General features: G+C 70.5%; 20 protein-coding genes. 10 read left to right on the forward strand and 10 right to left on the reverse strand.

Annotation, left to right across the window (positions count from 1 at the left end; genetic code table 11):
- The first annotated feature begins 15 nt into the window (after nucleotides 1–15).
- From HLB44_RS23645 to HLB44_RS23660, 4 genes are read left to right on the forward strand one after another with little or no spacing between them, the layout of a single operon-like run.
- Nucleotides 16–765, forward strand: coding sequence for an SDR family oxidoreductase (locus HLB44_RS23645; RefSeq protein ID WP_173128013.1), 750 nt, complete (start codon nucleotides 16–18; stop codon nucleotides 763–765).
- Nucleotides 762–1,580 carry a citrate synthase family protein gene (locus tag HLB44_RS23650; protein ID WP_173128016.1) on the forward strand — a complete coding sequence of 273 codons (819 nt, stop codon included), beginning with the start codon at nucleotides 762–764 and terminating at the stop codon, nucleotides 1,578–1,580. The genes HLB44_RS23645 and HLB44_RS23650 overlap by 4 nt, the downstream gene beginning before the upstream one ends.
- Nucleotides 1,577–2,404, forward strand: coding sequence for a citrate synthase family protein (locus tag HLB44_RS23655; protein ID WP_173128019.1), 828 nt, complete (start codon nucleotides 1,577–1,579; stop codon nucleotides 2,402–2,404). Before HLB44_RS23650 ends, HLB44_RS23655 begins: the two co-directional genes overlap by 4 nt.
- The gene (locus HLB44_RS23660; protein ID WP_173128022.1) at nucleotides 2,394–3,587 is read left to right on the forward strand and encodes a cytochrome P450; all 1,194 of its coding nucleotides are present in this window, start codon (nucleotides 2,394–2,396) and stop codon (nucleotides 3,585–3,587) included. The genes HLB44_RS23655 and HLB44_RS23660 overlap by 11 nt, the downstream gene beginning before the upstream one ends.
- Here HLB44_RS23660 and HLB44_RS23665 read toward each other — a convergent pair.
- Both HLB44_RS23665 and HLB44_RS23670 read right to left on the reverse strand, forming a co-directional pair.
- Nucleotides 3,502–5,661 (reverse strand): TonB-dependent receptor plug domain-containing protein, encoded by a 2,160-nt coding sequence (locus tag HLB44_RS23665; RefSeq protein WP_173128025.1) that lies wholly within the window; start codon nucleotides 5,659–5,661, stop codon nucleotides 3,502–3,504. The genes HLB44_RS23660 and HLB44_RS23665 overlap by 86 nt on opposite strands.
- Nucleotides 5,662–5,702: 41 nt before the next feature.
- On the reverse strand, nucleotides 5,703–6,530 hold the full coding sequence (locus tag HLB44_RS23670) for an SGNH/GDSL hydrolase family protein (RefSeq protein ID WP_173128027.1): 828 nt from the start codon (nucleotides 6,528–6,530) through the stop codon (nucleotides 5,703–5,705).
- Nucleotides 6,531–6,867: 337 nt separating this feature from the next.
- On the opposite strand from HLB44_RS23670, the gene HLB44_RS23675 reads away from it, so the two are divergent.
- Nucleotides 6,868–8,697, forward strand: coding sequence for a thiamine pyrophosphate-binding protein (locus HLB44_RS23675; protein ID WP_173128030.1), 1,830 nt, complete (start codon nucleotides 6,868–6,870; stop codon nucleotides 8,695–8,697).
- A 14-nt stretch (nucleotides 8,698–8,711) separates the two neighbouring features.
- Here HLB44_RS23675 and HLB44_RS23680 read toward each other — a convergent pair whose 3' ends face one another.
- Nucleotides 8,712–9,494 carry a substrate-binding periplasmic protein gene (locus tag HLB44_RS23680; RefSeq protein ID WP_173128033.1) on the reverse strand — a complete coding sequence of 261 codons (783 nt, stop codon included), beginning with the start codon at nucleotides 9,492–9,494 and terminating at the stop codon, nucleotides 8,712–8,714.
- A gap of 80 nt (nucleotides 9,495–9,574) precedes the next feature.
- On the opposite strand from HLB44_RS23680, the gene HLB44_RS23685 reads away from it, so the two are divergent.
- Nucleotides 9,575–10,846 carry a sulfotransferase family protein gene (locus tag HLB44_RS23685; protein WP_173128037.1) on the forward strand — a complete coding sequence of 424 codons (1,272 nt, stop codon included), beginning with the start codon at nucleotides 9,575–9,577 and terminating at the stop codon, nucleotides 10,844–10,846.
- Here the strand turns inward: HLB44_RS23685 and HLB44_RS23690 are convergent.
- Both HLB44_RS23690 and HLB44_RS23695 read right to left on the reverse strand, forming a co-directional pair.
- Nucleotides 10,819–12,078: a mechanosensitive ion channel family protein gene (locus tag HLB44_RS23690; RefSeq protein WP_246312423.1), complete on the reverse strand. Its 1,260-nt coding sequence runs from the start codon at nucleotides 12,076–12,078 to the stop codon at nucleotides 10,819–10,821. The two genes, HLB44_RS23685 and HLB44_RS23690, sit on opposite strands and share 28 nt — an antisense overlap.
- A gap of 16 nt (nucleotides 12,079–12,094) precedes the next feature.
- Nucleotides 12,095–13,030 carry a histone deacetylase family protein gene (locus tag HLB44_RS23695; protein WP_173128043.1) on the reverse strand — a complete coding sequence of 312 codons (936 nt, stop codon included), beginning with the start codon at nucleotides 13,028–13,030 and terminating at the stop codon, nucleotides 12,095–12,097.
- Nucleotides 13,031–13,065: 35 nt separating this feature from the next.
- Between HLB44_RS23695 and HLB44_RS23700 the strand changes: the two genes are divergently transcribed.
- From HLB44_RS23700 to mltB, 4 genes are read left to right on the forward strand one after another with little or no spacing between them, the layout of a single operon-like run.
- Nucleotides 13,066–13,995: an AAA family ATPase gene (locus HLB44_RS23700; RefSeq protein WP_246312424.1), complete on the forward strand. Its 930-nt coding sequence runs from the start codon at nucleotides 13,066–13,068 to the stop codon at nucleotides 13,993–13,995.
- A complete protein-coding gene (locus tag HLB44_RS23705; RefSeq protein ID WP_173128049.1) occupies nucleotides 13,992–14,939 on the forward strand; it encodes a DUF58 domain-containing protein in 948 nt (315 codons plus the stop codon). The genes HLB44_RS23700 and HLB44_RS23705 overlap by 4 nt, the downstream gene beginning before the upstream one ends.
- A gap of 10 nt (nucleotides 14,940–14,949) precedes the next feature.
- Nucleotides 14,950–17,034: a transglutaminase TgpA family protein gene (locus HLB44_RS23710; RefSeq protein ID WP_173128051.1), complete on the forward strand. Its 2,085-nt coding sequence runs from the start codon at nucleotides 14,950–14,952 to the stop codon at nucleotides 17,032–17,034.
- Between the two features lie 7 nt (nucleotides 17,035–17,041).
- Nucleotides 17,042–18,148 carry a lytic murein transglycosylase B gene (gene mltB / locus HLB44_RS23715; protein ID WP_173128054.1) on the forward strand — a complete coding sequence of 369 codons (1,107 nt, stop codon included), beginning with the start codon at nucleotides 17,042–17,044 and terminating at the stop codon, nucleotides 18,146–18,148.
- On the opposite strand, the gene HLB44_RS23720 is transcribed toward mltB, so the two are convergent.
- Genes HLB44_RS23720 through HLB44_RS23740 form a run of 5 tightly spaced genes read right to left on the reverse strand, consistent with a single transcriptional unit; the run spans nucleotide 18,132 to nucleotide 25,421 of the window.
- A complete protein-coding gene (locus tag HLB44_RS23720; protein ID WP_173128057.1) occupies nucleotides 18,132–19,580 on the reverse strand; it encodes an alginate O-acetyltransferase AlgX-related protein in 1,449 nt (482 codons plus the stop codon). The genes mltB and HLB44_RS23720 overlap by 17 nt on opposite strands.
- Before the next feature lies 1 nt (nucleotide 19,581).
- The gene (locus HLB44_RS23725; RefSeq protein WP_173128060.1) at nucleotides 19,582–20,988 is read right to left on the reverse strand and encodes an MBOAT family O-acyltransferase; all 1,407 of its coding nucleotides are present in this window, start codon (nucleotides 20,986–20,988) and stop codon (nucleotides 19,582–19,584) included.
- Entirely contained in the window at nucleotides 20,988–21,908 is a 921-nt protein-coding gene (locus tag HLB44_RS23730) for a DUF808 domain-containing protein (protein WP_173128063.1), read from the reverse strand. Before HLB44_RS23730 ends, HLB44_RS23725 begins: the two co-directional genes overlap by 1 nt.
- Before the next feature lie 31 nt (nucleotides 21,909–21,939).
- Nucleotides 21,940–22,845, reverse strand: coding sequence for a transglutaminase family protein (locus HLB44_RS23735; RefSeq protein WP_173128066.1), 906 nt, complete (start codon nucleotides 22,843–22,845; stop codon nucleotides 21,940–21,942).
- Complete coding sequence (locus tag HLB44_RS23740) at nucleotides 22,842–25,421, reverse strand: circularly permuted type 2 ATP-grasp protein (protein WP_173128069.1); 2,580 nt, start codon at nucleotides 25,419–25,421, stop codon at nucleotides 22,842–22,844. Before HLB44_RS23740 ends, HLB44_RS23735 begins: the two co-directional genes overlap by 4 nt.
- Nucleotides 25,422–25,450 lie beyond the last annotated feature (29 nt).

Here is a 25,450-nt window from a genome sequence, read left to right on the forward strand (position 1 = left end):
GACATGCAAAGCGACATGCAAAGGCTACAAGGCAAGACCGCCCTGATCACCGGCGGCAGCAGCGGCATCGGGCTCGCCACCGCGAAACTCTTTCTCGAACAGGGTGCGCGCGTCGCGATCACCGGTCGGGACGCGTCGGCACTGGCGTCCGCCCGCGCCAGCCTGGGCAACGACGTCGAGGCGTTCCGGAGCGATGCCTCGAAGACCGCCGACATCGATGCGCTGATGGGCGCGGTCGGGCAGCGATTCGGACACCTGGACGTGCTGTTCGTCAACGCAGCCTCGCTGCGCCCGGCGCCGTTCGAGGCTGTGGATGAAGCGCGCTTCGACGAGGACGTCGCGGCCAACTTCAAGGGCTGCTTCTTCGCCGTGCAGAAGGCGCTGCCGCTGCTGCGGCCCAAGGCGTCGGTGATCCTGACCACCTCGATCGCCAACCAGATGGGTTCCCCGAACTTCAGCGTCTACAGCGCGTGCAAGGCGGCGCAGCGCTCGCTGGTGCAGACCCTGGCACTCGAACTGATCGGCCGCGGCATTCGCGTCAACGCGATCAGCCCGGGGCCGATCGCGACACCGATCTGGGCCAAGTTCGGACTGCCCGCCGAGGTCGTGGAGGCCGCACAGCGGGAGATCCTGAGCAAGTCGCCGTCGAAGCGTTTCGGCGAGGCCGACGAGGTGGCGCGGTCGGTGCTGTTCCTCGCCAGCGACGACTCGTCGTACGTAGTCGGCCAGGAACTTGCCGTCGACGGCGGCATGAGCCTGCTATGAGCGCACCGGTGACGCCCGTGCGCACGCGCATCTGGCAGGAGGAGGCCGAGGCCGACAACGCCTTTGCGACGCGCACCGCCCATTGCCACGGCTACGACGTCTACGGCCAGATGCTGGGCCATGCGCGCTGGGTGGAGATGCTGTACCTGCTGTTTCGCGGGGAAGCACCGGATGCGGCGCAGGCCGCGCTGCTCGAAGCGCTCGCCGTCGGGCTGGCGAACGCCGGACCGCGCGATCCGGCGGTGCATGCGGCCATGTGCGCCGGCATCGGCGGCTCCCCCGCTGCAGCCGCGCTGATGGCAGCCCTCGCGGTGGGGGCGGGCCAACACACCGGCGCACGTGAAGTGCTGCTGGCAATGGAGGCTTGGCAGGCCTGCGGAACCGACCTTGCAGCGTGGCGCCGTCATCTGCAGCGGCCCGCGACGACCAGCACCGACATCTGGCCCGACCACAGCGAGCCACCGGGCTTCGACCCGCACGGCACCTCGGTCGCCGGCACGGTGCGCCAGGCCTTGCACCGCATGACTGAACTGAGCCCGGGCACCTCCCTGGCATGGCTCGGAGCGCAGCGCGTCGAGCTCGAGCGATGCGCCGGGGGCCCGCTGGCGATGACGGGAGTGGCGGCGGCCGCACTGACCGACCTCGGCTTCAGCCCGGAGGCCGGCGAAATGCTGTTCCTGCTAATGCGCCTGCCGGGTGCCGCAGCCCACGCGCTAGAGCAGCGTTCGAATTCGTACCGGGACTTCCCGTTCTTTGCCGTCGAACTGCAGGATGACCCCGGCCGTTCGAAGACTGCCGCGAGAGCCGAGCAATGAGCGCTAGCCGACGATCCCTGCACGACGGCGTCGGTCGCCTGCGCACGCGCATGGGCGCCGCCTTCGTCGGCCAGCGGGCGGTCTTTCGCGGCCACGATCTTCACGCCGACCTGAAGGACGCCGACTGGGTCGACCTGTACGTGTTCGGCATCACCGGTCGTCGCCACACGGCGAAGCAGCTGAAACTGCTGCATGCGATCTGGGTTTACACGAGCTACCCGGACGCGCGCATCTGGAACAACCGCGTCGCCGCGCTCGCCGGCACGACGCGCAGTTCGGGCAACCTGGGCGCCTCGGCGGCATTGGCGGTGTCGGAGGCGTCGATCTACGGCCGCGGCATCGACATCCGCGCGGCGCGCTTCCTGACCGGCACGTTGAACCGCATGCGCGACGGCACCTCGCTGGCGGACTGCGTGCGCGTCGAGCTCGATCGCCATCGCGGCCTGGCCGGCTATGGGCGGCCAATCGCCGCCGGCGACGAACGGCTCGAGCCGACGCTGGCACTGGCGCATCGGCTGGGCCTCGACGGCGGGCCGCACCTCCAACTTGCAAAGGACGTGGAGCAGTTTCTGCTCGATGGTCGCTGGCGCTGGCGCATGAACTATGCCGCCTTGTCGGCAGCGCTGACCGCCGACCTCGGCTTCACGCCGCGCGAACATTACCTGTTCGGCTTCCCCGCCTTCCTCGCCGGCATGCAGCCGTGCTTCATCGAAGCCTGCGAACAGCCTGCCGGCACGCTGTTCCCGATACCGTGCAGCCACGTCGCCTACGAAGGCGCGGCCAGGCGCCCTTGGCCCCCTAAATCCTCCCGCCATGAACCCTGATCCCTACACCCATTACGCGCGCATGCGCGCCACCACACCGGTCTCGTTCAACCCCGCGCTCCAGATGTGGGAGGTCTACCGCTACGCCGACATCCAGTCGGTGCTGGCCGATCCCGCGACCTTCTCGTCGGACCTGTCGGCCTACCAGACGATGGCGACGATGGACCCGCCGCGCCACACACAGCTGCGCAAGCTGGTCGCAAGGGCGTTCACCAGCAAGCTGATGGCTTCGCTCGAGCCGAGCATCCAGGCGATCACCGATGCGCTGCTCGACCGCGTCGAGCACACGGGCCGGATGGACGCGATCGCCGACCTCGCCTTCGCGCTGCCGGTGACGGTGATCGCGGAGCTGCTCGGCTTGCCGGCGTCCGATCGCGAACGCTTCAAGCAGTGGTCGGTCCCCGCGATCCGTGTCGCCGAAGCGGAGCTGCACGGCCAGCCGCCTGAACCCGAGTGGCTCGCCGCCGTCGATGAACTGATGGCCTATCTCGGGGCACTGGCCGAACAACGGCGCAGCGCGCCGCGCGAAGACCTGATCAGCGGTCTGGTGCACGCCGAGATCGACGGCGCCCGGCTGACGGCCGAGGAGATCACGAGCACCTGCCGGCTGCTGCTCATCGCCGGCTTCGAGACCACTGCCAACCTGATCGGCAACACGCTGCAGCTGCTGCTGGCGCATCCGGCGGCCCTCGAACGCGTGCGTTCCGATCCCGAACAGCTGGCCGGCGCAATCGACGAGTCGCTGCGCTTTCATGCCCCGTTCCAGTTCTTCGCCCGCAAGGCCACGCGTGACGTGACCATCGGCGGGCAAGCCATCGCTGCCGGACAGGTCGTGCTGATCTTCAACGCCTCCGGCAACCGCGACGAATCCGTGTTCGACAAGGCCGACGAGTTCGACATCGGCCGCAGCCCGAATCGCCACCTCAGCTTCGGTCACGGAATCCACTACTGCCTGGGTGCGGGACTGGGTCGGATGGAAGCACGCATCGGCATCGGCACCTTGCTGCGCCGCTTTCCGGCGCTGCATGTCGACGCTGCGCAGCCGGCAGAGCGCCTGCAGTCGATCGTCCTGTACGGCTGGCGCAGCCTGCCGCTGTCTACAGGTGATAGATCGCCTGCAGAACCACCGAACGCGGCGCCATCGGCAGGTCGTTCGGATAAGCGATGCCCGGTGACAGGCTAGGTTCGCGCACGTCGGCGTTGAAGAGGTTGCGCACGGTCACGCCGAGCTCCCAGCCCTTCTTGCCGCGCGCGTTGCGCAGCACCAAGTCCAGCGTGGTGTAGTCGGCGATGTCGCTGCGCGGATCGCCGGCCGCGCGGCGACGGTCCGCCACGTGGTTGGCCTGGGCGCTGAACAGCCAGCCGCTGCGAAAGCTCCAGTCGGCGCGAGCCCACAGGTGCTGCCGCGGCGCGTAGCCGGCGTCGCGCCCCGCATCCTCGTCGATCGAACGCTGGTAGGCGTAGTGACCGGAGAGTCGCAGGCCTCGGCTGGCCTGCCAGAGCGCCTCCAGCTCTGCGCCGCGGCCGCGCTGCGAACCGATGTTGTTGAAAACCGCGGAGCCGTCGCTGGCCTGGGTCGTGCGAATGATGTCGCGCATCGCATAGCGGAACATGTTCAGGTTCACCTGCAGGTCGACGCCGGCCTGCCAGGCCAGGGCCGCCTCGAGGGTGCGGATGGTCTCCGGTTGCAGGTCGGGATTACCGCGGATCACCGGGTTGTTGATGCTGTACTGCTCGGTGAACGATGGTGCGCGGAATGCGCGGCCGTAGAGCAGCTTCGTGGTGAGATCGAGGCTCGCGTCCCAGACCAGCGCTACGCGTGGATTCGTCGTCCCGCCGACATCGGAATAGCGGTCGTGCCTGACACCGGTCGTGAGCGTCCAGTCGCGGCGGAAATTCCATTCGTCCTGCACGTAGACGTAGTCCACACGCCGGCGATGAGGTGCGACGAAGGACTCGGCCACCGGGAACTCGACCACTTGCGCGCCGGGCGTCGGCACGGGCAGCCCGATGAACGGCCCCGACGGGACCAGCGAGAAGTTCTTGAACTCCTGCGTCCGGTACATGTCGAGGTCGTCGTGGCCGATCCCCAGCCGCCACTGGTGGCCGTTGCTCGAATGGCTCACCACCGCCGCCAGCCGCACCTGCCGTTCCCAGGTCTGCGGCGCACCGATCATGCCTTGCGGGAAAGCACCGCCGAACGCTCCCGGCGGGAACAACTGCAGCGGCTGCGGAAACTCGTTGCTGTAGTGGAAGGCGCTCGCGCTCAGGTCCAGCTTCCAGCGCGGCGCAATCTCGATGTCGTTCCAGGAGAGATCGGTCAGGAAGCGCTCCGAACGCCCCTTGCCGACGGGATCCAGCGCGCCGGCGGCGCCCGCGCCGGTCCCGAGCTTGTCGCGCAGCTTGTAGCTCGCGCGCAGCTGCAGCTTGGACCATTCGAGGGCCAGGCTGGCGTCGACGCCCTCGTGGCCGGTGTTCACGGGCCCGGGCGCCAGGCTCGCCCGCGTTCCGAACAGGCCGTCGAGAAAACTCTGATTGTCGCGATCGATGGTGCGGCGGTAGCCGTCCGTCCTGCCGACGCGCAGGTACGCCGCGGCTTTCAGCGCCCCGATCTGCCCGCCGTGCTGGATCCATGCCTCGTAGGTCGAGAACGAGCCGCCGCGCACGCCGAACTCGGTCCCTGCCACATCGGCCGCACTCTTGGTGATGATGTTCACCACCCCGGCGTAGGCATCGGCTCCATAGAGCGCCGACCCCGGCCCGCGGATCACCTCGATCCGGGCGACGTTGTCGAGCGGCAGACCGCCCCACACGTTGCCGCGATTGCCGACGAACAACGTCGTCAGCGGCACGCCGTTGAGCAGCACCAGGGTCTGCGGATTGAACTCGCTGTAGATGCCGCGCATGACATACAGGGCCGGGAAGCCCTGGTTGCTGCGGGAGACGTGGACCCCGGGCACGGCCTCCAGCGCCTCGTCGATGTCGCGGGCCCCCATCGCGGCGATCTCTTCCGCGGTGATCACGGTCGCCACCGCCGGTGCCCGCCGCAGCGGCTGCCGATTGCCGGTCGCGATGCTGATCGACGCCTTGTCGCCGAAGGCCATCGCCAACTCGTCCTCCTCGACGGCGGCTTGTGCGACGGCGCTGCCAGCCTGCAGCGCCATGAGCCAGATCAAGGACTGCGCTGCACAACATACAGGACGCATGCCGGGACCCCTCCTCGTCGTTGAGTCGGCCGATCCTACAGCCGACACCATGCGGTCCCCCATCCGGTTTGCTGCCGAACAGACGGTGCGGCTCAGCGCCCCCCGTCGCCGCGGCGGTGGATCTCCTGCGCGATCGTCCTGGCCGCCTTGCGCACGGTCGCCGCATCGGGATGAACGCCGTCACCTCCGTGTCGGAAGTCCTTCCAGATGTCCAGCACCAGCGCGCCGGCCAGTTCAGCGCGCAGGCGCATGCGCACGAGGTCGCGCAGGGCACGGTAGTCGGTTTCCCCGATGACCCAGGCCAGACCGAACATCGAGCGGAACAGCGGCAGGTCGAGGTCCTCATAGCGCGGATGTACGTCGTAGATCGGTGTCAGGCCCCTGGCCAACGCGGACTGTCCCACGGCAATCAGTCGATCGGCCACGCCGTTGATCTGTGCCGGGGTGCATGGCTGCGACAAGGCCTGCGGCACGCCGAAGGCATCGGCATGCAGGCAGTCGTTTGGTGCGGTGATCACCACATAGCGCGCGTTGTACGTGGTGAAGGTCGGCGGCAGCGCGACCCGTGCCAATGCCCGGTCGAACTGGGTCTGAAAGCCGTCCCACGACGCCGGCCCGCAGGTCGGCGAGCCTGGTGGACAGTAGGGCCGCGGGAAGGTCGTGGCCCCGGCCTGGCCTTCGTTGATGACGTAACCCGGCAGCCGCTCGTCACGGATCAGCGCGGTGCCCAGGCTGATGTACGACCCGAAGCCGACCGAGATGCCACCCAGCGGCGCGATGCCGTTGTTGAAGGGGGTCTTGCCTTCCGAGTACGACCCGCCGATCAGCAGGAGCGGCAGATCGGAGGCCTTGTCCTTGGCTTGCACCGCGGCCATGGCGGCGCATGCGGTGGCGAGGGTGGTCCATTTCTTCAGGTTCATGTCGACTCTCCCTGGGTGGTGTGAGGCACGGCGTTCCTAACGCCTGTCGCGCGCGGCGGGCGCCACGCGTGACCCCTTTTCGTCATGCCGTCGTCGGACTTGATGTGCACCCGCGTCCTCCGTCCATTAGCCCTACTTCGGTAATAGGCAAAACAAGCATAAACGATAAAACTGGCATACTCGTGCACAGCTTCACGGCAAGAAGTCTTCAAGGACCGCCAGAAGCCCGCCTGCTGGGATCAGCGGGGCGCAACACGCGACAGGCTCGGCCTGCCGCAATGCAGCGATCAGCAGGGTCAGGCGCCCGGCGCGGGCCCCGGACCAGGGAGTGCACCACATGGACAACGCGCTGGCCCGGGCGGATGTCTTCCGCCGTGACGAGCAGGCATTCGCCGCGCCCGTCGACGCCGCCGACCTGATCATCCGCAGCCTCGAGGCGCTCGGCGTCGAGTACGTCTTCGGCATCCCCGGTGGCGCGATCGAGCCGCTGTACAACGCGCTCGCCCGCAGCGCGCGCCGAGGCGGCCCGCAGCCGGTCGTCGCCCGCCACGAGACCGGCGCGGCCTGCATGGCCGACGGTTATGCGCGCGAGACCGGCAAGCTCGGCGTCTGCATTGCCACCTCGGGCCCCGGCGCGACCAACCTGATCACCGGCGTCGCCTGCGCCTACGACAACCAGGTGCCGCTGCTGGTGCTGACCGGCCAGCCGCCGCAGCACTCCTGGGGCAAGCGCGCATTGCAGGAGTCGAGCTGCAGCGGCATCGACACGGTCGCGATGCTGCGCCACTGCACGCGCTACAGCTCGCTGGTCTCGCATCCCGACCAGCTGTGGCCCAAGCTGCACAACGCGCTGATGAAGGCGCAAGGCTTCCCGCAGGGCCCGGCACACCTGTCGTTGCCGGTCGACCTGCTGCGCGGACCGCTGCCGACGCCACCCGCCGGCAACGACTGGGCCGGTGCGCTGCTGCGGCGCGCGCCCGAGGTGACCGACGGGCCGGCAATCGAAGAACTGCACGCCTTGCTGGCCGGCGCGAAGCAGCCGGTCTTCCTGATCGGCCATGGCTGCGCCGAGGCCGCGCCGCTGCTGATGCGCCTGGTGCAGATGCACGGCGCGCTGTTCATCACCACGCCGGACGGCAAGGGCCTGGTGCATCCGCAGCATCCGGCCTACCGCGGTGTGTTCGGCTTCGGCGGGCATGCCAACGCCGAGGCGCTGCTGGCCGCCGAGCCCGATCTGATCGTCGCCTTCGGCACCACCTTCAGCGAGCTCAACAGCGGCGGCTGGGCGGCCGGGCTGATGAACCGGCGCCTGGTGCACGTGGACTGCTGCGACGAGAACCTGATGTACTCGCCGAGCGCGCGGCTGCACGTGCGCGGCCGGATCTCGACCGTGTGCGAGCAGCTGATCTCGATGCAGCAGCAGCGCACGCACGCCGGCAACGTGCTGCCTTTCCCCGAGCGCCGTGGGGAAAGTGCCGCGGCCGATGGGCTGCTGTGCAAGCCCGAGGCCTTCCACAGCGAAGCCACGCCGATCAAGCCGCAGCGGCTGATGAAGGCCTTGTCGCGGCTGTGCCCGCCGAACACCCGCTTCGTCGCCGACGCCGGCAACAGCGCGGTGTGGGCGGTGCACTACCTGTCGCCGCACGACCGCCGCGCGCCGCGCGCCGCGCACGAGCCGCTGCTGCTGCGCGAGCGCCGCCAGCACCGCGCCGGCTGGCTGCGCGTGACGATGGACTTCGCGCCGATGGGCTGGGCGATCGGCGCGTCGATCGGCATCGCTGCCGGCAACCGCGATTGCCCGGTCGTCTGCATCACCGGCGACGGCAGCTACCTGATGAACGGCCAGGAGATCACGGTCGCCGCCGAAGCCGGTCTGCCCGTGCTGTTCGTCGTGCTCAACGACGGCGCGCTCGGCATGGTCAAGCACGGCCAGCGCTTCGCGGGTGCCGAGGCCGTCGGTTTCCAGCTGCCGTCGATCGACTACGCGGCGCTGGCGGCGGCAATGGGCATCCCGGGCCACGTGATCCGCTCGCCGCAGGACCTCGAGGCGCTGGACATGGGTGCGATCCTGTCCCGCAAGGGGCCGACGCTGCTCGACGTGCGCGTCGATGGCGAGGAAGCCGCGCCGATGAACCTGCGCATGCGCACGCTGGGTACGGCCAAGTGAGGCGGCCGAACGCTTCAGCTCCCCGCCGCCAGCTCCTGCAAGGCCTCGGCCTTGTAGCGTTCGATCAGCCCCTCGGCTTTCATCTGCCGCAGCGTCGACGCCAGCTTCGGCGCCAGCGCCGCGTGCCGCTGGTTCAGGAACGGATGCAGCGGCGAGGAGCCCAGGTCGAGCGCGCGCCGCGTGATGTCGACATCCTTGAACTCGGCGCTGTGCTGCAGCGTGATCGCCGACAGGTCGCCGGTGCAGTGCAGGTCGACACGCCCGAAGCGCAGCATGTTGAAAGCCTGCTGGTCGGAGCTGACGTCGAAAAGGCGCGTGGCGGGCAGCGCTGCCTTCAGCGTGTGTTCGCAGACGCCGACGCCGCGCAGGTAGGACACGCGCAAATCGGTGCCGGTGGCCAGCTCGGCCAGGTTCGCGAAGCGCCGCGAGCGGCCCATCGTGAACAGGCCCCAGGTCAGGTCGTAGACCGATTCCTCGACCCGCACCAGCTGCGGCCGGCCTTCGGCATAGCTGTGCACGCGGGCCACTTCGCCGTCGATGCTGCCCTGCTCCGAATTGAGGGTCAGCCTTTGCAGCGGCTGCACGCTCAATTGCAGCGGCACGCCCAGCCGGCGGAAGGCCTCGATGTAGATCTTGCGCTGCAGCTTGCCGGCGTAGGTGGTCTCGGCCTGGCTGGTGCCGAGCACCACGGTGCCCGGCGCGGCCGGCGGCTGGGCCGGCACGCCGATGCTCAACAGCATTGCGAACACCCCCAGGACAGCGAGGCGCTGTGCACGACGCACGGGCGGAGGGTCCATGGCGGGTCGCGAAGCGGTGTTGCAACGCATCGTAGGCCGCTGCATTCGCGCGGTCAAACCCACTCACAGGAGAGCACGGCATGCTGAACACGACCCAGGCCGCGCCGGTGCGCCAGGCCATCGAGCGCCTGCAATGGACCAGCGCCCGCGGCATCGATCGCATCGACCTGAGCGAACGTGGCCTGCTCGACGCGGCGCGCTGCGAGACCGGCCTCGAGGACTTCGGCGACGACCACTTCCTGACCCCGCTGCGCCGGCTGCTGGCCGCGCTGCACGATGAAGCCGAGCTGAACCCGTTCGGCGAGCGCATCGCACATGGCCGCACGCTCGGCTCGCTGAAGAACCGGCTGTGGGCCCGCGCCTGCCTCGACGCCCATCCGGAGATCGCCGAGCGCCGCCTCGTCGCGCCGATCATCATCGTCGGGCCGCACCGCTCGGGCACCACACGGCTGCACCGGCTGCTGGCGGCCGACCGCCGGCTCGCGCACCTGCGCACCTGGGAAGGCATGAACCCGGCGCCGCGGCGCTGGATTGGCGCGCGCGCGGCGCCCGACGACGTGACGACGCGGCGCGTCGAAGCGGTGCAGGCGCTGGCAATGCGCCACCGCATGTACCCGGAGTCGTCGACGATGCACGCGATGCACGCCGACTGGCCCGAGGAGGAGATGCTGCTGCTGAACCACGAGTTCGTCAGCTTCTCGGCGCTCGGGCTCTACGACGTGCCGGGCTACTACCGCTGGTTCATCGACGCCGACAAGACCGCCGCCTACCGCAGCATGGCCGAGCAGCTGAAGCTGGTGTCGTGGGCCCGCGGCGACGCCGACGGCACGCGCTGGGTGCTGAAGAACCCGCAGCACATGCTCGACCTGCCGGTGCTGCTGGCAACCTTTCCTGACGCGAAGATCGTCTTCACGCACCGCGATCCGCTGAAGACCGTCGGCTCGATGCTGTCGATGGCGCTGCACTTCGCGGTGCAGCACACTGACCGCGACTGCCGCACCAGCGTGCGCGACACCTGGCTCGACTTCTTCGAGCAGACCGCGCGCCGCTGCATGCAGTGGCGCGGCCGCATCCCGGCCGACCAGCAGCTCGACCTGCACTACGAGGACATGGAGAGTGATTGGCGCGGCCAGGTGCGGCGCATCTATCATTTCGCCGGGCTCGATTTCGACGCCGAAGCCGAGCGGTCGATGGCCGACTGGCTCGACCGCGACGCGCAGGCCGCGCGGCACGTCGGCCACCGCTATGCGCTGGAAGACTTCGGCCTGACGCGCGCGGCGGTGGACGAGCGCATGCGCTTCGTGCGCGACCGCTATTCGATCGGCTACGAAGGCGTGCGCGCAGCCGCCTGAGTGGCGGCGCTTCGCCGCAGCACCCGCTGCGGAAACGGAATCTCGACACCCGCCTCGTCCAGCGCGCGCAGCACGGCCAGGTTGACGTCGCTGCGCACGTTGCCGTTGCCGTTCTCGGGATCGTCGATCCAGAAGCCGAGCGTCAGCTCGAGGCCGTCGGGCGCGAAGCTCGACAGCTGCACCGCCGGCGCCGGATCGGCCAGCACGCGCGGCACCGCGGCCATCGCGGCGACCAGCTTCGGGCTCAGCGCGTCGAGGTCGCTGCCATAGGCCACCTGCACGACCGTGTTCAGCGAGATCCGGGTGTCGGCGAACGAGAGGTTCTCGACGCGCTGCGTGATCAGCAGCTCGTTGGGCACCAGCGATTCGCGGCCATTGGACGCTCTGATCACGGTGTAGCGCGTCGTGATGTCGGTGATGGTGCCCTCGAAATTGTCGACCTTGACGATGTCGCCGATGCGCAGCGAGCGCTCGGCGAGGATCACGAAGCCGGAGACGTAGTTGGCAGCCAGCTTCTGCAGGCCGAAGCCGAGGCCCACGCCGATCGCGCCGCCGAGCACCGACAGCGCACCCAGCGGAATGCCGGCCGCCGACAAGGCCACCAGCAAGCCGACCAGCAGCAGCCCGGCGCGCGTGGCGTTGGCCGCGATCTTGCGCACCGAGAGATTGACGCCCTCGGCCTTCAGCAGCCGCGACTCGATCGTCGCCGACAGCCACAGCACCAGCATCAGCACCACCGCGGCGCTCAACGCGCCCTCGATCAGGCTGCGCAGGCTCAGGTCGGCGCCACCGACCTTCCAGCGCACGCCGTCGAGCTCGGCCAGCAGCAGCGGCAGCAGGTCCGTCAGCCAGAGCACCAGCACGCCCCACACCAGCCATGAGATCGTGCGCTCGAGCGTGCGCACCAGCAGCGACTGCGGGAAGGCCACGCGCAGCACGCGCACCGCCGTGCGGATCACGACGAGGCCGATCAGCACCGGGATCGCGAGCTTGAACAAGCCCACCGGCAGCCAACGCTGCAGCAGCAGGCGCGCAATCAGCGCCAGGCCCAGCGCCAGCAGCGGGAACAGCACGCCGTCGAAACCGCGCTCGCCGAACCAGATGCTGCCGGGTGCGCGGCCGTGCGCAAGCCTGATCGCACCCCAGGCGACGATGAGGCAGGCCGCGAGCACCGCGGCCTCGATCAGCACGCTGGGGCGCTGCAGCGCTGCCAGCAGCGCGGCGAAATCCATGCCTTGCATGCCGTTGTTAGACGTCGGCCAGCACGCGCAGGTGCGCGACGACGCTGCGGCCGAGCGCGCTCAGCGCATAACCGCCTTCGAGGCAGGACACGATGCGCCCGCCGGCATGGCGGTCGGCGATGTCCTTGATGCGCTGCGTGATCCACGCATAGTCGGCCTCGACCAGGCCGAGCTGGCCGAGCTCGTCCTCGCGATGGGCATCGAAGCCGGCCGAGAAGAACACCATCTGCGGCTTGAACGCCTCCAGCCGCGGCAGCCACATCGCCTCGATCACTTCGCGGATTTCGGCGCCGCGGGTGTACGGCGGGATCGGCACGTTGACCATGTTGGTGCCCTTAGGGCAAGCGCCGCTGCCGGGATACAGCGGATGCTGGAAGAAGCTGGCCATCAGCACCCGTTCGTCGCCGGCGATGATGTCCTCGGTGCCGTTGCCGTGGTGCACGTCGAAGTCGACGATCGCCACGCGCTGCAGGCCGAGCACGTCGAGCGCATGGCGCGCCGCGACCGCGACGTTGTTGAAGAAGCAGAAGCCCATCGCCGCGTCGCGCGTGGCGTGGTGGCCGGGCGGACGCACGGCGCAGAAGGCGCTGTCGAGCTCACCGCGCACCACCGCTTCGGTGGCCGCCACCGCGGCGCCGGCCGAGCGCAGCGCGGCCTGCCAGGTGTCGGGGCAGGCGACGGTGTCGGGATCGATCGCACGCCGCTCGCCGGCGTCGCGCAGACGCTCGAGCACGTCCTTCATCTGCAGCACGTAGCCAAGGCTGTGCGCGCGCCCCAATTGCTCCAGCGTCGCCAGCGGCGCTTCGCGGTGATCGAGCGCGGCATCGAGGCCGGACGCGATCAGCTGGTCGGCGATCGCATCGAGGCGCTGGGGGCATTCCGGGTGGCCCGCGCCCATGTCGTGCAAACGGCACTCACGGTGGGTATAGATCGCAGTCGGCATTCGGCGGCTAGGGTTTTTGGGCTATGGTGCCGCGCATGGTTGACACCCCTGTTGCACAGCGCCTGACCCGGCTGACGGACCAGATTAGCACGATCATCGTCGGCAAGCGTCCGCAGATCGAGGACTGCATCGCCTGCCTGCTGGCCGGCGGCCACCTGCTGATCGAGGACGTGCCCGGCGTCGGCAAGACGACGCTGGCGCATGCGCTGGCGGTGTCGCTGGGCCTGAAGTTCTCGCGCGTGCAGTTCACCGCTGACCTGATGCCCTCCGACCTGGTCGGCGTCAGCGTCTACGAGCGCTCGAAGGAGAGCTTCGTCTTCCACCCGGGGCCGGTGTTCACGCAGGTGCTGCTGTCCGACGAGATCAACCGCGCCGGCCCGAAGACGCAGAGCGCGCTGCTCGAGGCGATGGAGGAGCACCAGGTCAGCGTCGAGAACGAGACGCGCGCGCTGCCGAAGCCGTTCTTCGTCATCGCCACGCAGAACCCGAGCGACCAGCTCGGCACCTACCCGCTGCCCGAGAGCCAGCTCGACCGCTTCCTGATGTGCATCACGCTCGGCTACCCGGACCGGCTGTCCGAGCGCGGGCTGCTCGCCGGCGAGGACCGCCGCCACGTGATCGAGCGGCTTGGGCCCGTGATGTCGCCGGTGGACCTGTTGGAAGCGCAGGCCGCGGTGCAGCGCGTGACGATCTCCGACGCGCTGCTCGACTACCTGCAGGCGCTGATCGCCGCGACGCGCTCGGGCCAGTGGTTCGTCGAAGGCCTGAGCCCGCGCGCCGGCATCGCGATCCTGCGCGCGGCGCGGGCGCGCGCGCTGCTGGCGCGGCGCGACTACGTGGCGCCCGACGACCTGCAGGCCATCCTGCCGCAGACCGCCGCGCACCGGCTGGTGCCGGTGGCCTCGGCCGGGCGCGGGCGCGTCGAGCAGGTCCGCGCGATGGTCGAGGCGGTGCCGTTGCCGTGATCGCGCGGCTGCGCAGCTACCTCGAGAACCGGCTGCCGCGCAGCGACAGCTGGACGCTCGGCCAAGGCAATATCTACATCCTGCCGACGCGCGCCGGCTGGGCCTTCGCGGTGACGCTGATCGTGATGCTGCTGGCCTCGATCAACTACCAGCTGAACCTGGGCTTTGCGCTGACCTTCCTGCTCTGTGGCGCCGGCCTGGTGGCGATGCACCAGACGCACGCCAACCTGCGCCGGCTGACGCTGCGCGTGAAGAGCCCGCAGCCGGTGTTCGCCGGCGAGCGCGCGCTGCTCGAAGTGGTGCTGAGCAATCCGGGCCGCGAGCGCAACGGCCTCGGCCTCGGCGTGTACCGCGCCGGGCACCAGGGCATGGCCTGGGTCGACGTGCCGACGCAGGGCAGCAGCAGCGCGCGGCTGGCCTTCGTGCCGGCGCGCCGCGGCCTGCACACGCTGCCGACGCTGATGGCCGAGACCAACTTTCCGCTCGGCCTGTTCCGCGCCTGGACCGTCTGGCGCCCGGCCGGCCAGGTGCTGGTCTATCCGAAGCCGGAGCATCCGGCGCATGCGCTGCCGGCCTCGCAGCCGGCGATCGGCGGGCTGCCGCAGGCGCAGGTGCGATCGGGCGGCGAGTTCGACGGCGTGCGCGCCTACCGCCGCGGCGACACCTTGCGCCAGGTGGTGTGGAAGAAGACCGCGAAGAGCGGCGAGATGATCAGCCGCGACACCAGCACCGCCGCCAACCGCGAGCTGTGGCTCGACTTCCAGCTCACCGCGCTGGCGGAGACCGAGGCGCGGCTGTCGCGCCTGGCCGGCTGGGTGCTGGCGGCCGAACAGCGCGGCGCGAGCTTCGGGCTGCGCCTGCCCGACCAGGAGCTCGGCTGCGCCGGCGGCGACGCGCAGCGGCGTGCGGCGCTGGAGGCGCTGGCGCTGTGGCGGGCCGCGTGAAGCGATCGTCATGAAAGCCGCCTCCGCACTGGCCCCGATCACCCGGCCGCGCCGCTGGGCCGACTGGGGCCAGCTGCCGCGCGAATCGCGCGACACGCTGTTCCAGCTCGCGGTGATCGGCTGGACCGTGCTGCCGCACCTGAGGCACCTGCCCTGGTGGTGCACTGCGCTGACCGCGCTGGTGCTGTTCTGGCGCGGCAACCTCGCGCTGAACAATGCGCCGCTGCCCGGCCGCTGGCCGGTGATCGGCCTGCTGGTGATCGCCACGCTGCTGACCTTGTGGACCGAGCGCACGCTGTTCGGCAAGGACGCCGGCGTCACGATGCTGGTGGTGCTGATGGCACTGAAGATGCTGGAGCTGCGCGCGCGCCGCGACGCGCTGGTCGTCTTCTTCCTCGGTTTCTTCCTGGTGCTGACGCACTGCCTGTATTCGCAGTCGATGTTGACCGCGCTGTCGATGCTCGTCTCGACCTGGGGCCTGATGACGGCGCAGGTGCTGTCCAGCATGCCGGTGGGCCGGCCGTCGCTGAAGCGCGCCGGCGGCATCGCCGCACGCAGCGCGCTGCTCGGGCTGCCGCTGATGCTGCTGCTGTTCCTGCTGTTCCCGCGCTTCGGCCCGCTGTGGGGGCTGCCGCAGGACGGCCTGGGCAAGACCGGCCTGTCGGGCACGCTGCGGCTGGGCGGCGTGGCCGAGGTCGCGAACGACGACGCGATCGCCTTCCGCGTGCGCTTCGAGGGCCCGCCGCCGCCGTCGGAGCTGCTGTATTTCCGCGGCCCGGTGCTGCCGCGCTTCGATGGGGTCGAGTGGCACCAGGCCCGTTTGCGGCTGGGCGCCCCACCGCAAGCGGCGGAGCTGCAGCTGCACGGCGACGGCCGGTCGTACGAGATGCTGATCGAGCCGATCCGGCTGCCGCTGCTGCCGCTGCTGGAGGCCACGCCCGACCGGCCCGATGCGGCGCCCGCGCTGCGCGGCTGGGCGTTCACGCTGAGCGCCGACCTGCAGTGGCAGACCGACCGGCTGGTGGCCGAACGCATCAGCGTGCGCGCCCGCGCCTGGCCCAACCATGTGCTCGGACCCAAATGGGCGCTGCCCGGCGCCTTCGAGATGACCCAGATCCCCGACGGCAGCAATCCGCGCGCGGTGGCCTGGGCCCGGGCGCTGCGCGCCTCGGCGCCGCTGGCCGGCGCGCGCACGCCGCAGCTCGCGCAGGCGGTGCTCGAACACATCCGCACAGCAGGCTTCACCTACACGCTGGCGCCCGGCCTCTACGGCGGCCAGGCGATCGACGAGTTCTGGCTCGACCGCAAGGAGGGCTTCTGCGAGCATTTCGCCGCGAGCTTCGTGCTGGTCATGCGCGCGATGGGCGTGCCGGCGCGCATCGTCACCGGCTACCAGGGCGCCGAGCCGGCCGATGCCGACGGCTGGATGGTCGTGCGCCAGAGCCATGCGCATGCCTGGGCCGAGTACTGGGAGCCCGGATTCGGCTGGCGCCGCGCCGACCCGACCGCCGCTGTCGCGCCGCACCGCATTCACAGCAGCCGGCCGCTGCCGCCGCGCCAGGGGCTGGTGGCCGGGGCGCTGAACACGATGAGCCCGGCGCTCGCCGAGCAGCTGCGGCGCACGCTGGAGCTGATCGACAACCGCTGGAACCAGTGGGTGATGAGCTACTCGCGCACGCGCCAGTTCGATCTGCTGGAGTCGCTGGGCGTCAGTGCGCCGAGCTGGCAGGACCTGGCGTTCCTGCTGATCGGCATCGCCAGCGCGATGTCGCTGACCGCTGCCGGCTGGGCCTGGTGGGACCGCCATCGCCAGGACCCGTGGCTGCGCCTGCACCGCCGCATCCGCGAAACCCTGAACGGCCTGGGGCTGGACGCGCTGCCGCACGATGCGCCGCGCGCCCTGGCAGCCAAAGTACGCGTGCGTTTCGGCGCCACCGGCGCGGCGCTGGCGGACACGCTGGAAGCGCTCGATCGCCTGCGCTACGGGCCGGACAACCGCCGCCTGCCGGGACCCGGCTGGTGGTCGGGCTTTGCGCGCGAGGCCGCGCGCCTGCGGCGCAGCGGCGCACCGGCCGCGCTGCAGCAGCCGGGATAATCGACCGATGCCCTTCCCCCTCCGCCGGGCCGCGCTGCCCGGCCTGCTCGCGCTGCTGCTCGGCTGCAGCGCCCTCGCCGCGCCGACGAAGACTGCCCGCAAGCCCCGCCCGGGGCCGGTGCGTTCCGACCATGCCCCCGACGCGGTGACCTACGGCGGCCGCGCCGACGTGATGGCCTTCGCCGACGACACCGCCGCCACGCTCGGCCTGGATCGCGAGGGGGTGCGCGCCGCGCTGGCCGAGGCGCGCTTCCAGCCGGTCGTCGCGCGGCTGATCATGCCGCCGCCGGCCGGCACGGCGAAGAACTGGCGGGCCTACCGCGCGCGCTTCGTCGAGCCCGAGCGCGTGCGCGCCGGCGCGGCGTTCTGGGACGCGCAGCGGCGCTGGCTGGACGCTGCAGCCACGCGTTATGGCGTGCCGCCGGAGATCGTCGTCGGCATCGTCGGCGTCGAGACCTACTACGGCCGGCTGATGGGCGGCTTCCGCGTGCTCGACGCGCTGGCGACGCTGTCCTTCGATTTCCCGCCCGGCCGCAAGGACCGCAGCGCCTTCTTCCGCGGCGAGCTGCAGCAGCTGCTGCTGCTGGCCGAGCGCGACGGCGTGGCACCGGCGGCGATCAAGGGCTCGTACGCCGGCGCGATCGGCCTCGGCCAGTTCATGCCCGGCAGCATCCTGCGCTTCGCCGTCGACGGTGACGGCGACGAGCGCATCGACATGCACGACAGCCCCGCCGACGTCGTCGCCAGCATCGCGCACTTCCTGTCGGTGCACGGCTGGCAGCCCGGGATGCCGACGCACTTCGCGGTCAAGCCGCCGGTCGACACGACCGACCGCGCGGTGCTGCTGGCGCCGGACATCGTGCCGAGCTTCAGCGCCGCGCAATTCGTCGAGCGCGGCGCCGAGCTCGACGCCGCCGGCCGCGCGCACGAGGGGCCGCTGGCGCTGGTCGAGCTGCAGAACGGCTCCGCCGCGCCGAGCCATGTCGCCGGCACGCAGAACTTCTACGCGCTGACGCGCTACAACTGGTCGAGCTACTACGCGCTGGCGGTGATCGAGCTGGGGCGTTCGGTGCGCGAGACGCGCGAGGCCAGGGAAGTCAAGGCGCCGCGCTGAGCGAACGGATGCCGGCCGCGGGCGCCAGGACTTCCAGCACGTGCGGGTGGCCGACCGCCCGGCCGTCCAGCGGATTTCCGCTCAGGTAGACGTTCAGGTAGCGCCCGTTGCGCTCGGTCCGCGTCACCTGCCGCACCTGCCTGTCGGCCAGGCGCACCTGGATGCCGGGCGCATAGCGGCGCTGGGCATCGACGCTGTCCTGCACGATGAAGCCGGCCCAGTTGCGGGCCACGCCGAGCAGCCAGTGATCGTCGGTGATCTCAGGCGGCCGGTCGCTGGGCTGCGGCAGCTCGGCCAGCCCCAGCAGGTTGCGCTCGACGACCTCGATCATCACCACGTTGGCGCGCAGCGGATGCATCCACTCGATGCGCCGCTGGTCCGCGCCGGCGGCGATCAGCCACGCATCCTGCTGCGCCTGGGCCGCCGTCGGTGCGAGGACCTGGCCGTACGCGAGGTCCCAACCGCTGAAGCGCTCGGCGATCACGCTGGCGGTGGGGGCCATGAACACCATGAACGAATCGCCGAAGGCCAGTACGCGCGCCTGGGTCGCGGGATCCAGCCCGGCCGCCGGCGCGGGCTCGGGCTGCGCGCGGCCACGCGGCACGACGGTCGCGTGCGGATCGGACTCGCCGAACCACTGCCACAGGCTGTCTTCCAGCGGCGCGGCGGGCGTGGATTCGATCCGCAGCGCGCCGACCGGCCAGCGCAGCTGCGGATGCACCGCACTGATGCTGCGGCGCACTTCCTGCCATGCCAGCTGCGCGCCGCGGTCGTTCCAGTGCGTTCCCCAGCGGAAGTACAGACCCTCGTCGCGATGCTTGCGCAGCACCGGCCGCAGGTCGACGCGGATGAACGGACACCGGTAGTCGAGCGCATGAACCTGGTCCAGCATGCTCGGCCGGTCGAGCCATGGCCGCTGATGCGGCGGCATCTTCTCCGGATAGATCGTCGACTTGTTGGGCCCCGAGAAGAACACCAGCTCCGCGCCGTGGCGATGCGCATAGTCGCACCAGGCGTCGAGTCGGTCGCGGATGCGCTGCGCCTGCCGGGCCGACAGCGTTTGCTCGCGGCGGAAGGTCGGCAGCTCCTGCTCGTAGAACAACCAGCCCTGCTCGCCGAGCACGACCGGCAGTCCGAGATCGGCGTTCAACACCCGCAGCCGGAACATGAAGTAGCTGCTGATCAGCGGCTTGCGCAGGCCGAAGTTGTCGGCCGAAAAGCGCGTCAGGGCCGCGGCCAGCTGGCTCGGGGTCGCCGCGTCGGCGCGACCGGGCAGGCGCGCCAGCGTGCGCTGCTCCTGGAACAGCGGCATCGGGTCGCGCGGCACGAAGCTGCCCACCAGGCCGACCCCCAGGCAGGCACAGAAGAACAGCGCCAGCGCGATCTGGCAGCGGCGTTGCAGCCGCTTCGAACGAGGGGCGTCGCCGCTCACGCTAGAACCTGAAGTAGATGAAGGCACGGTGGGTCTGCGCGCCGAGGAAGGCGATGCAGATCACGAACGTCGCTGCCAGGGTGCCCGTGCGCCACAGCGGCAGCGCCGGCAGCGCCGACCAGCGGATTCGCCCGCGCCACGGGAACGACGCCAGCACGCCGCACGCCGCGCTGAGCCAGGTCAGCGTGTCGGTGTACAGGCGCAGCGCATGATGCGGATCGCTCCAGCCGTTCAAGCCGAGCATCGCGCGGCCCATCGCGCCCGCCTGCTCCAGCGAGGTGGCGCGGAACACCATCCACGACAGCACGACGACGAGCAGCACGTAGCCGTGGCGCAGCAGCGCGGGCCAGCGCTCGAGCCAGCGACCGAAGGCGGTGCGCTCGAGCGCCAGGAACAGCCCGTGCAGCAGCCCCCAGACCACGAAGGTCATGTTCGCGCCGTGCCACAGGCCGCACAGCAGGAAGACGACGAAGAGGTTGAACGCGGTGCGCAGCGGGCCATGGCGGCTGCCGCCGAGCGGGATGTAGAGGTAGTCGCGGAACCAGCGCGACAGGGTCATGTGCCAGCGGCGCCAGAAGTCCTGCACCGAGCGCGCGGCATACGGGTGGTCGAAGTTCTCCGGCAGGTGGAAACCGAACATCCGCCCGAGCCCCAGCGCCATGTCGGTGTAGCCGGAGAAGTCGAAATAGATCTGCAGCGCGAACAGCAGCGTCGCGGACCAGGCGATGCTGCCGCTCATCTCGGCCGCCGGCAGCCCGAACATGCGGTCGACCGACACCGCGCAGACGTCGGCGATCAGCACCTTCTTGGCCAGGCCGATCGTGAAGCGCTCGACGCCCGCGGCAAAGCTCGCCCAGTCGTGGCGCCGGCCGCTGAACTGCGGACCGAACTCGCTGTAGCGCACGATCGGCCCGGCGATCAGCTGCGGGAACAGCGTCTTGAACAGCGCGAAGCGGAAGACGTTGGTCTGCGCCGGGTAATCGCGGCGGTAGACGTCGATCAGGTAGCTCATCGCCTGGAAGCTGAAGAACGACACGCCCAGCAGCAGCGGGATCTGCGCCTCGCCGATGCGCGGCAGCGCGAGCGGCGCGGCCGCGCCATTGATCAGCTCGGCGAAGAAGTTGAAGTACTTGTAGTAGCCCAGCAGCAGCAGGTTGGCGCCGAGCCCGGCCACCAGCAGTGCCTTCGCCGGACCCTCGCCGCGCCGGCGGCTGCGCTCGATGGCCAGGCCGAGCAGGTAGTTGACGACGATGGTCGCCACCATCACCAGCACCAGCACCGGCTCGCCCCAGGCGTAGAACAGCAGGCTGAAGCCGAGCAGCACGGCATTGCTGCGCCCGGCGGCGTAATAAGCCGCGAGGCACAACGGGAGGAACAGGAACAGGAAGACCGGCGTGCTGAACAGCATTACGCGGATGCGGAGCGGCCGAACACCTTCTTCACGCCGGTGAAGGCCAGCAGCGCGACCGCACCGGCGAGCACGCCGACCAGCGCGTCGGCAACCATCGACAGCACGCCGCCCGCCAGCCCGCCGAGGCCTTGAGTCCAGCCCTCGACCGCATGGTGCAGCGGACCGATTCCGTGCATCAGGATGCTGCCGCCGACCAGGAACATCGCCGCGGTGCCGGCGACCGACAGGAACTTCATCAGCGCCGGCGCCGCGATCAGCAGCAGCTTGCCGAGCTGGCGCTGCGCCGCGCCGGCCTGGCGGCTGAGCCACAGCCCGGCATCGTCGAGCTTGACGATGCCCGCCACCAGGCCGTAGACGCCGACCGTCATCAGCAGCGAGATGCCGATCAGCACGCTGGCCTTGGTCAGCAGCGGCTTGTCGGCCACGGTACCGAGCGCGATGACGATGATCTCGGCCGAGAGGATGAAATCGGTGCGGATCGCGCCTTTGATCTTGTCGCGCTCGAAGGCCACCATGTCCACGTTCGGATCGAGCAGCGCCTCGGCCACCTCGCGCTCGTGCGCGGCGTCCTCGGCCTTCGAGTGCAGGAACTTGTGCGCCAGCTTCTCGACGCCCTCGAAGCAGAGGTACAGGCCGCCGAGCATCAGCAACGGAATCACCGCCCACGGCGCGAACACGCTGATCACCAGCGCCGTCGGCACGAGGATGGTCTTGTTGATCAGCGAGCCGAGCGCCACCTTGCCGACCACCGGCAGCTCGCGCTCGGCACGCACGCCGGCGACCTGCTGCGCATTCAGCGCCAGGTCGTCGCCGAGCACGCCGGCAGTCTTCTTCGCGGCGACCTTGGTCATCACCGCGACGTCGTCGAGCACGAGCGCGATGTCGTCGAGCAGGGCTAGCAGGCTGGCAGCGGCCATGGCGTCCTTCGAGGGGCGGCAAAAAAGCCGGCTATGGTAAGGGCTCGACGGTGACGGCCACGGCAGGCGGCGTGGTGCCGCCGCCGCGGATCACGCCGCGCAGCGGGGCGACGTCGAGATAGTCGCGGCCGAAGGCGAGGGTGACGTGGTCGACGCCGACACGGATGTCGTTGGTCGGGTCCAGCGCGACCCAGCCGTTGACGGGGCACCACACCGAAACCCACGCGTGCGACGCGTCGGCCCCGACCAGCCGCGGCTGGCCTTCGGGCGGCCGCGTCAGCAGGTAGCCGCTGACGTAGCGCGCGGCCAGGCCGCGCGAGCGCAGCGCGCCGATCATCAGGTGCGCGAAGTCCTGGCACACGCCGCGGCCCTGCGCCAGCGCCTGCAGCGCATCGGTCGCCACGTCCGTGCTGTTCGGCTGATAGACGATGCGCTCATACACGCGCGACATCAGCGCCTGCGCGACGTCCAGCAGCGGCTGGTCGGCGTCGAAGAGACCCTCGCCGAACTCGGCCAGCGCCGGGTGCACCGGGGCGAAGGTCGAGCCGAGCGCGAACTCGATCGCCTCGGGCTGCGTCGCACCGGCTCGGAAGTGCAGCGCCTGCGCGACGTCCTGCCACGGCGGGCTCGGCTCGAGCGCCGGCGGCGCCGTCAGGCGCACCTTGAAGCTCGACACCACCGCCAGCCGCTCGTGCACCGTGGCATGGTTGAAGCCATGGCGCCAGTTGCCGAACGCGTCCCGGCTCTCCTGCATCGCGCCCAAGCCCCCTTCGGGCTCGGGATCGATCGCCAGGTCCCAGTCGAACACGTCCTGGCATTCGGTGTCGCGCGGGCGCAGGTGCGCGCTGTGGTGCGCGACCTCGACCGGCGCGTCGTAGTCGTAGAGCGTCTCGTGGCGTACCGAGAGCACCCGGCCTTCCGTGTCCGAATCGCTCATACCCAGACGCTGCGCTCCGGCGACACCACGTGCACGAACAGGTGCCGGCCGATCTGGTCGGACAGCTCACGCGCGGCGTCGCTGCAGGATTCGAGCGCCTCGATCAGTGCGCCGTGGCGGCCGGCGGGGTCCGGCGCGGTGAGCGCGTCGAGCGACCAGTTGTCCGGCGTCGGCAACGAGTCGGTGATCTCGGCGACCCAGGCCGGGTCCTGGCGCGCGAGCTTGCGCAGCCGGTCGCGCATCGTGCGCGCGACCCAGGCCAGCGAGCGCGGGTTGTCGGTGTCGAGCACCAGCAGGTGCAGCAGCGGCAGCACCTCGCGCCGGGCCTGGAACTGCGCGCGGTAGGTGATGATGCTGTCGAAGATGCCGAGGATCGCCGCGAAGCCGTCGTCGGCCTCGTGCACACCGCATTCGAAGGCCAGCGCGAGCGCGTTCGCGAGCACGTCCAGGCGCTCGATCTGGCGCCCCACCGACAGCAGCCGCCAGCCGTCGTCGCGTGTCATGCGGTCGGTCTGCGCGCCGGTGATCGCCGCCAGGTGCGTCGTCGCGCGCGCCAGCACGCCCAGCACGTCGGGCGGCGCGGCATGGCCCTCGCCTTCTTCGATCACTGCGGCGAGGTGGTGCTCGAAATGGTCGCCGACCTCGTGGATCAGCTTCCAGTGCTCGGGCGACAGCCGCTCGCGCAGCGCCTTGGCGCAGCCGCGCAGCGCGCGCAGGTTGTAGGCCACGCTGGTCAGGTCGTCGGTGTCGCCGAGGCCGTGCACCAGCGCGCGCTCGAACAGGCGCATCGATTGTTGAGGCGTCGGCACGCCGGCCGGCACCAGGCCATGGCGACGCGCCAGCGCATCGAAGAACTGCAGCACCGGCTCGCTGCCCTCGGGCAGCGCCTCGAGCATCACGCGCGCCATCCGCGCGCAGTTCTCGGCCCGCTCGGTGTAGCGGCCGAGCCAGAACAGGTTCTCGGCGGCACGGCTGCTGACGGTGCGGTGCCAGCCCTGCAGCTCGGCCACCGACAAGGGCTTGGGCAGCAGCGACGTGGCATCGACCGCGCCACGCGCGATGACCCAGGTGTCGACGCTGGCGCTGCCGCGCTGCATCGACAGCAGCGGGTCGTGCATCGCCTCGTCACGGCCGGCCACGCGGGTCAGCGCGCCGGGCAGCACGCGCCAGCCGCCGGTGCCGTCGGCCAGCGCGAAGACGCGCATCACCGCGGCACGCGGCCACAGCTGCCCGTCGGCCCACACCGGCGTCTCGGACGGCCGCTGCGGCCGCAGCAGCGTGTAGGCGGCCGGGTCGGCATCGATGCGCGCGACCAGCGCCGTGCGCTGCGCCTCGTCGAGCTGCGAGACGATCTGCGGGCCTTGTGCGGTGCCCGGGAAGGTCGGCACGACGATGAATTCCTCGAGGCGTTCACGCTGCGCCTCCCAGACCGCCTCCTCGCCGCACCACCAGGTCGTCGGCGCCGGCAGCAGCAGGTCCTCGCCGAGCAACTCGCGCGCGACCGCCGGCCAGAACGCCGACAGCCCCAGGCTTTCGAGGAAGCCGGCGCCGGGTGCATTGGCCATCACCAGCTCGCCGGCACGCAGCGCCTGCAGCAGGCCCGGCACGCCGAGCGCGGAGTCGAAGCGCAGCTCCAGCGGATCGAGGAACTCGTCGTCGACGCGGCGCAGCAGCACGTGCACGCGTTCCAGGCCGTGCAGCGTCTTCAGGTACAGGCGCTTGCCGCGCACCGTCAGGTCCGAGCCCTCGACCAGCGTGACGCCGAGGTAACGCGCGAGGAAGACCTGCTCGAAGTAGGTTTCGTTCAGCGGGCCGGGTGTCAGCAGCACGATGCGCGAGCGCTCGCCGGCGGGGCTCGCGCGCATCAGCCCGTCGAGCAGCGAACGGAAGGTCGATGCGATGCGCTGCACGCGCAGCGCGGCGAACTGATCGTGGAACTGCGGGCCGATGATCAGCCGGTTCTCGAGCAGGTAGCCCAGCCCCGACGGCGCCTGCAGCCGCTGCGCGAGCACCGTGAAGCCGCCTTTGGGCGTGCGCGCGAGGTCGAAGGCGGCGATGTGCAGGTGGATGTCGCCGCGCGGCCACAGGCCGTGCGCCGGCCGCAGGTATTGCGGATGCGCGAACACCAGCGCCGGCGGCAGCAACGCATCGCGCAGCAGCGTCTGCGGGCCGTAGATGTCGGCCAGCGCCATCTCCAGCAGCTTCGCGCGCTGCTGCACGCCCTGCTCGATCACCGCCCAGTCGTCGGCGCTGACGATGAAGGGCAGCGTCTCCAGTGGCCAAGGCCGGTCGGCCTCGCCGCGTTCGGCATAGATGTTGTAGGTGGCGCCGTCCTCGCGCACGCGCTGCTGCACGCGCAGCTGGCGCGCGCGCAGGTCGGCCCAGCCATCGGGTCCCAGGCTCGTGAAGAACTCGCGCCACAGCGGCGCGAGTGGTGCCGGCGGCTGCCCGGCGGACGTCAGCTCGGCGCGCAGTTCGTCGAACTGCCCGGCCGTGCCACGGCGCGCGACGGCGGCAGCCACGGTCGCGGCGTCCGGCACGTCATCGTCGTCGTCGGCGAGCAGGCTGCTTTGCATAGGTCTCGGATCATGCCCTGCGGCGCGAG

Origin of the sequence: Pseudaquabacterium terrae, from assembly GCF_013266755.1 — a bacterium.
GTDB classification, from domain to species: domain Bacteria; phylum Pseudomonadota; class Gammaproteobacteria; order Burkholderiales; family Burkholderiaceae_C; genus Pseudaquabacterium; species Pseudaquabacterium terrae.

Excerpts from the sequence above, each read along its gene's own strand:
- HLB44_RS23645 (WP_173128013.1), top strand. The coding sequence starts at position 16 with ATGCAAAGGCTACAAGGCAAGACCGCCCTGATCACCGGCGGCAGCAGC.
- HLB44_RS23650 (WP_173128016.1), top strand. The coding sequence starts at position 762 with ATGAGCGCACCGGTGACGCCCGTGCGCACGCGCATCTGGCAGGAGGAG.
- HLB44_RS23655 (WP_173128019.1), top strand. The coding sequence starts at position 1,577 with ATGAGCGCTAGCCGACGATCCCTGCACGACGGCGTCGGTCGCCTGCGC.
- HLB44_RS23660 (WP_173128022.1), top strand. The coding sequence starts at position 2,394 with ATGAACCCTGATCCCTACACCCATTACGCGCGCATGCGCGCCACCACA.
- HLB44_RS23665 (WP_173128025.1), bottom strand. The coding sequence starts at position 5,661 with ATGGTGTCGGCTGTAGGATCGGCCGACTCAACGACGAGGAGGGGTCCC.
- HLB44_RS23670 (WP_173128027.1), bottom strand. The coding sequence starts at position 6,530 with ATGAACCTGAAGAAATGGACCACCCTCGCCACCGCATGCGCCGCCATG.
- HLB44_RS23675 (WP_173128030.1), top strand. The coding sequence starts at position 6,868 with ATGGACAACGCGCTGGCCCGGGCGGATGTCTTCCGCCGTGACGAGCAG.
- HLB44_RS23680 (WP_173128033.1), bottom strand. The coding sequence starts at position 9,494 with ATGGACCCTCCGCCCGTGCGTCGTGCACAGCGCCTCGCTGTCCTGGGG.
- HLB44_RS23685 (WP_173128037.1), top strand. The coding sequence starts at position 9,575 with ATGCTGAACACGACCCAGGCCGCGCCGGTGCGCCAGGCCATCGAGCGC.
- HLB44_RS23690 (WP_246312423.1), bottom strand. The coding sequence starts at position 12,078 with ATGGATTTCGCCGCGCTGCTGGCAGCGCTGCAGCGCCCCAGCGTGCTG.
- HLB44_RS23695 (WP_173128043.1), bottom strand. The coding sequence starts at position 13,030 with ATGCCGACTGCGATCTATACCCACCGTGAGTGCCGTTTGCACGACATG.
- HLB44_RS23700 (WP_246312424.1), top strand. The coding sequence starts at position 13,066 with ATGGTTGACACCCCTGTTGCACAGCGCCTGACCCGGCTGACGGACCAG.
- HLB44_RS23710 (WP_173128051.1), top strand. The coding sequence starts at position 14,950 with ATGAAAGCCGCCTCCGCACTGGCCCCGATCACCCGGCCGCGCCGCTGG.
- mltB (WP_173128054.1), top strand. The coding sequence starts at position 17,042 with ATGCCCTTCCCCCTCCGCCGGGCCGCGCTGCCCGGCCTGCTCGCGCTG.
- HLB44_RS23725 (WP_173128060.1), bottom strand. The coding sequence starts at position 20,988 with ATGCTGTTCAGCACGCCGGTCTTCCTGTTCCTGTTCCTCCCGTTGTGC.
- HLB44_RS23730 (WP_173128063.1), bottom strand. The coding sequence starts at position 21,908 with ATGGCCGCTGCCAGCCTGCTAGCCCTGCTCGACGACATCGCGCTCGTG.
- HLB44_RS23735 (WP_173128066.1), bottom strand. The coding sequence starts at position 22,845 with ATGAGCGATTCGGACACGGAAGGCCGGGTGCTCTCGGTACGCCACGAG.
- HLB44_RS23740 (WP_173128069.1), bottom strand. The coding sequence starts at position 25,421 with ATGCAAAGCAGCCTGCTCGCCGACGACGACGATGACGTGCCGGACGCC.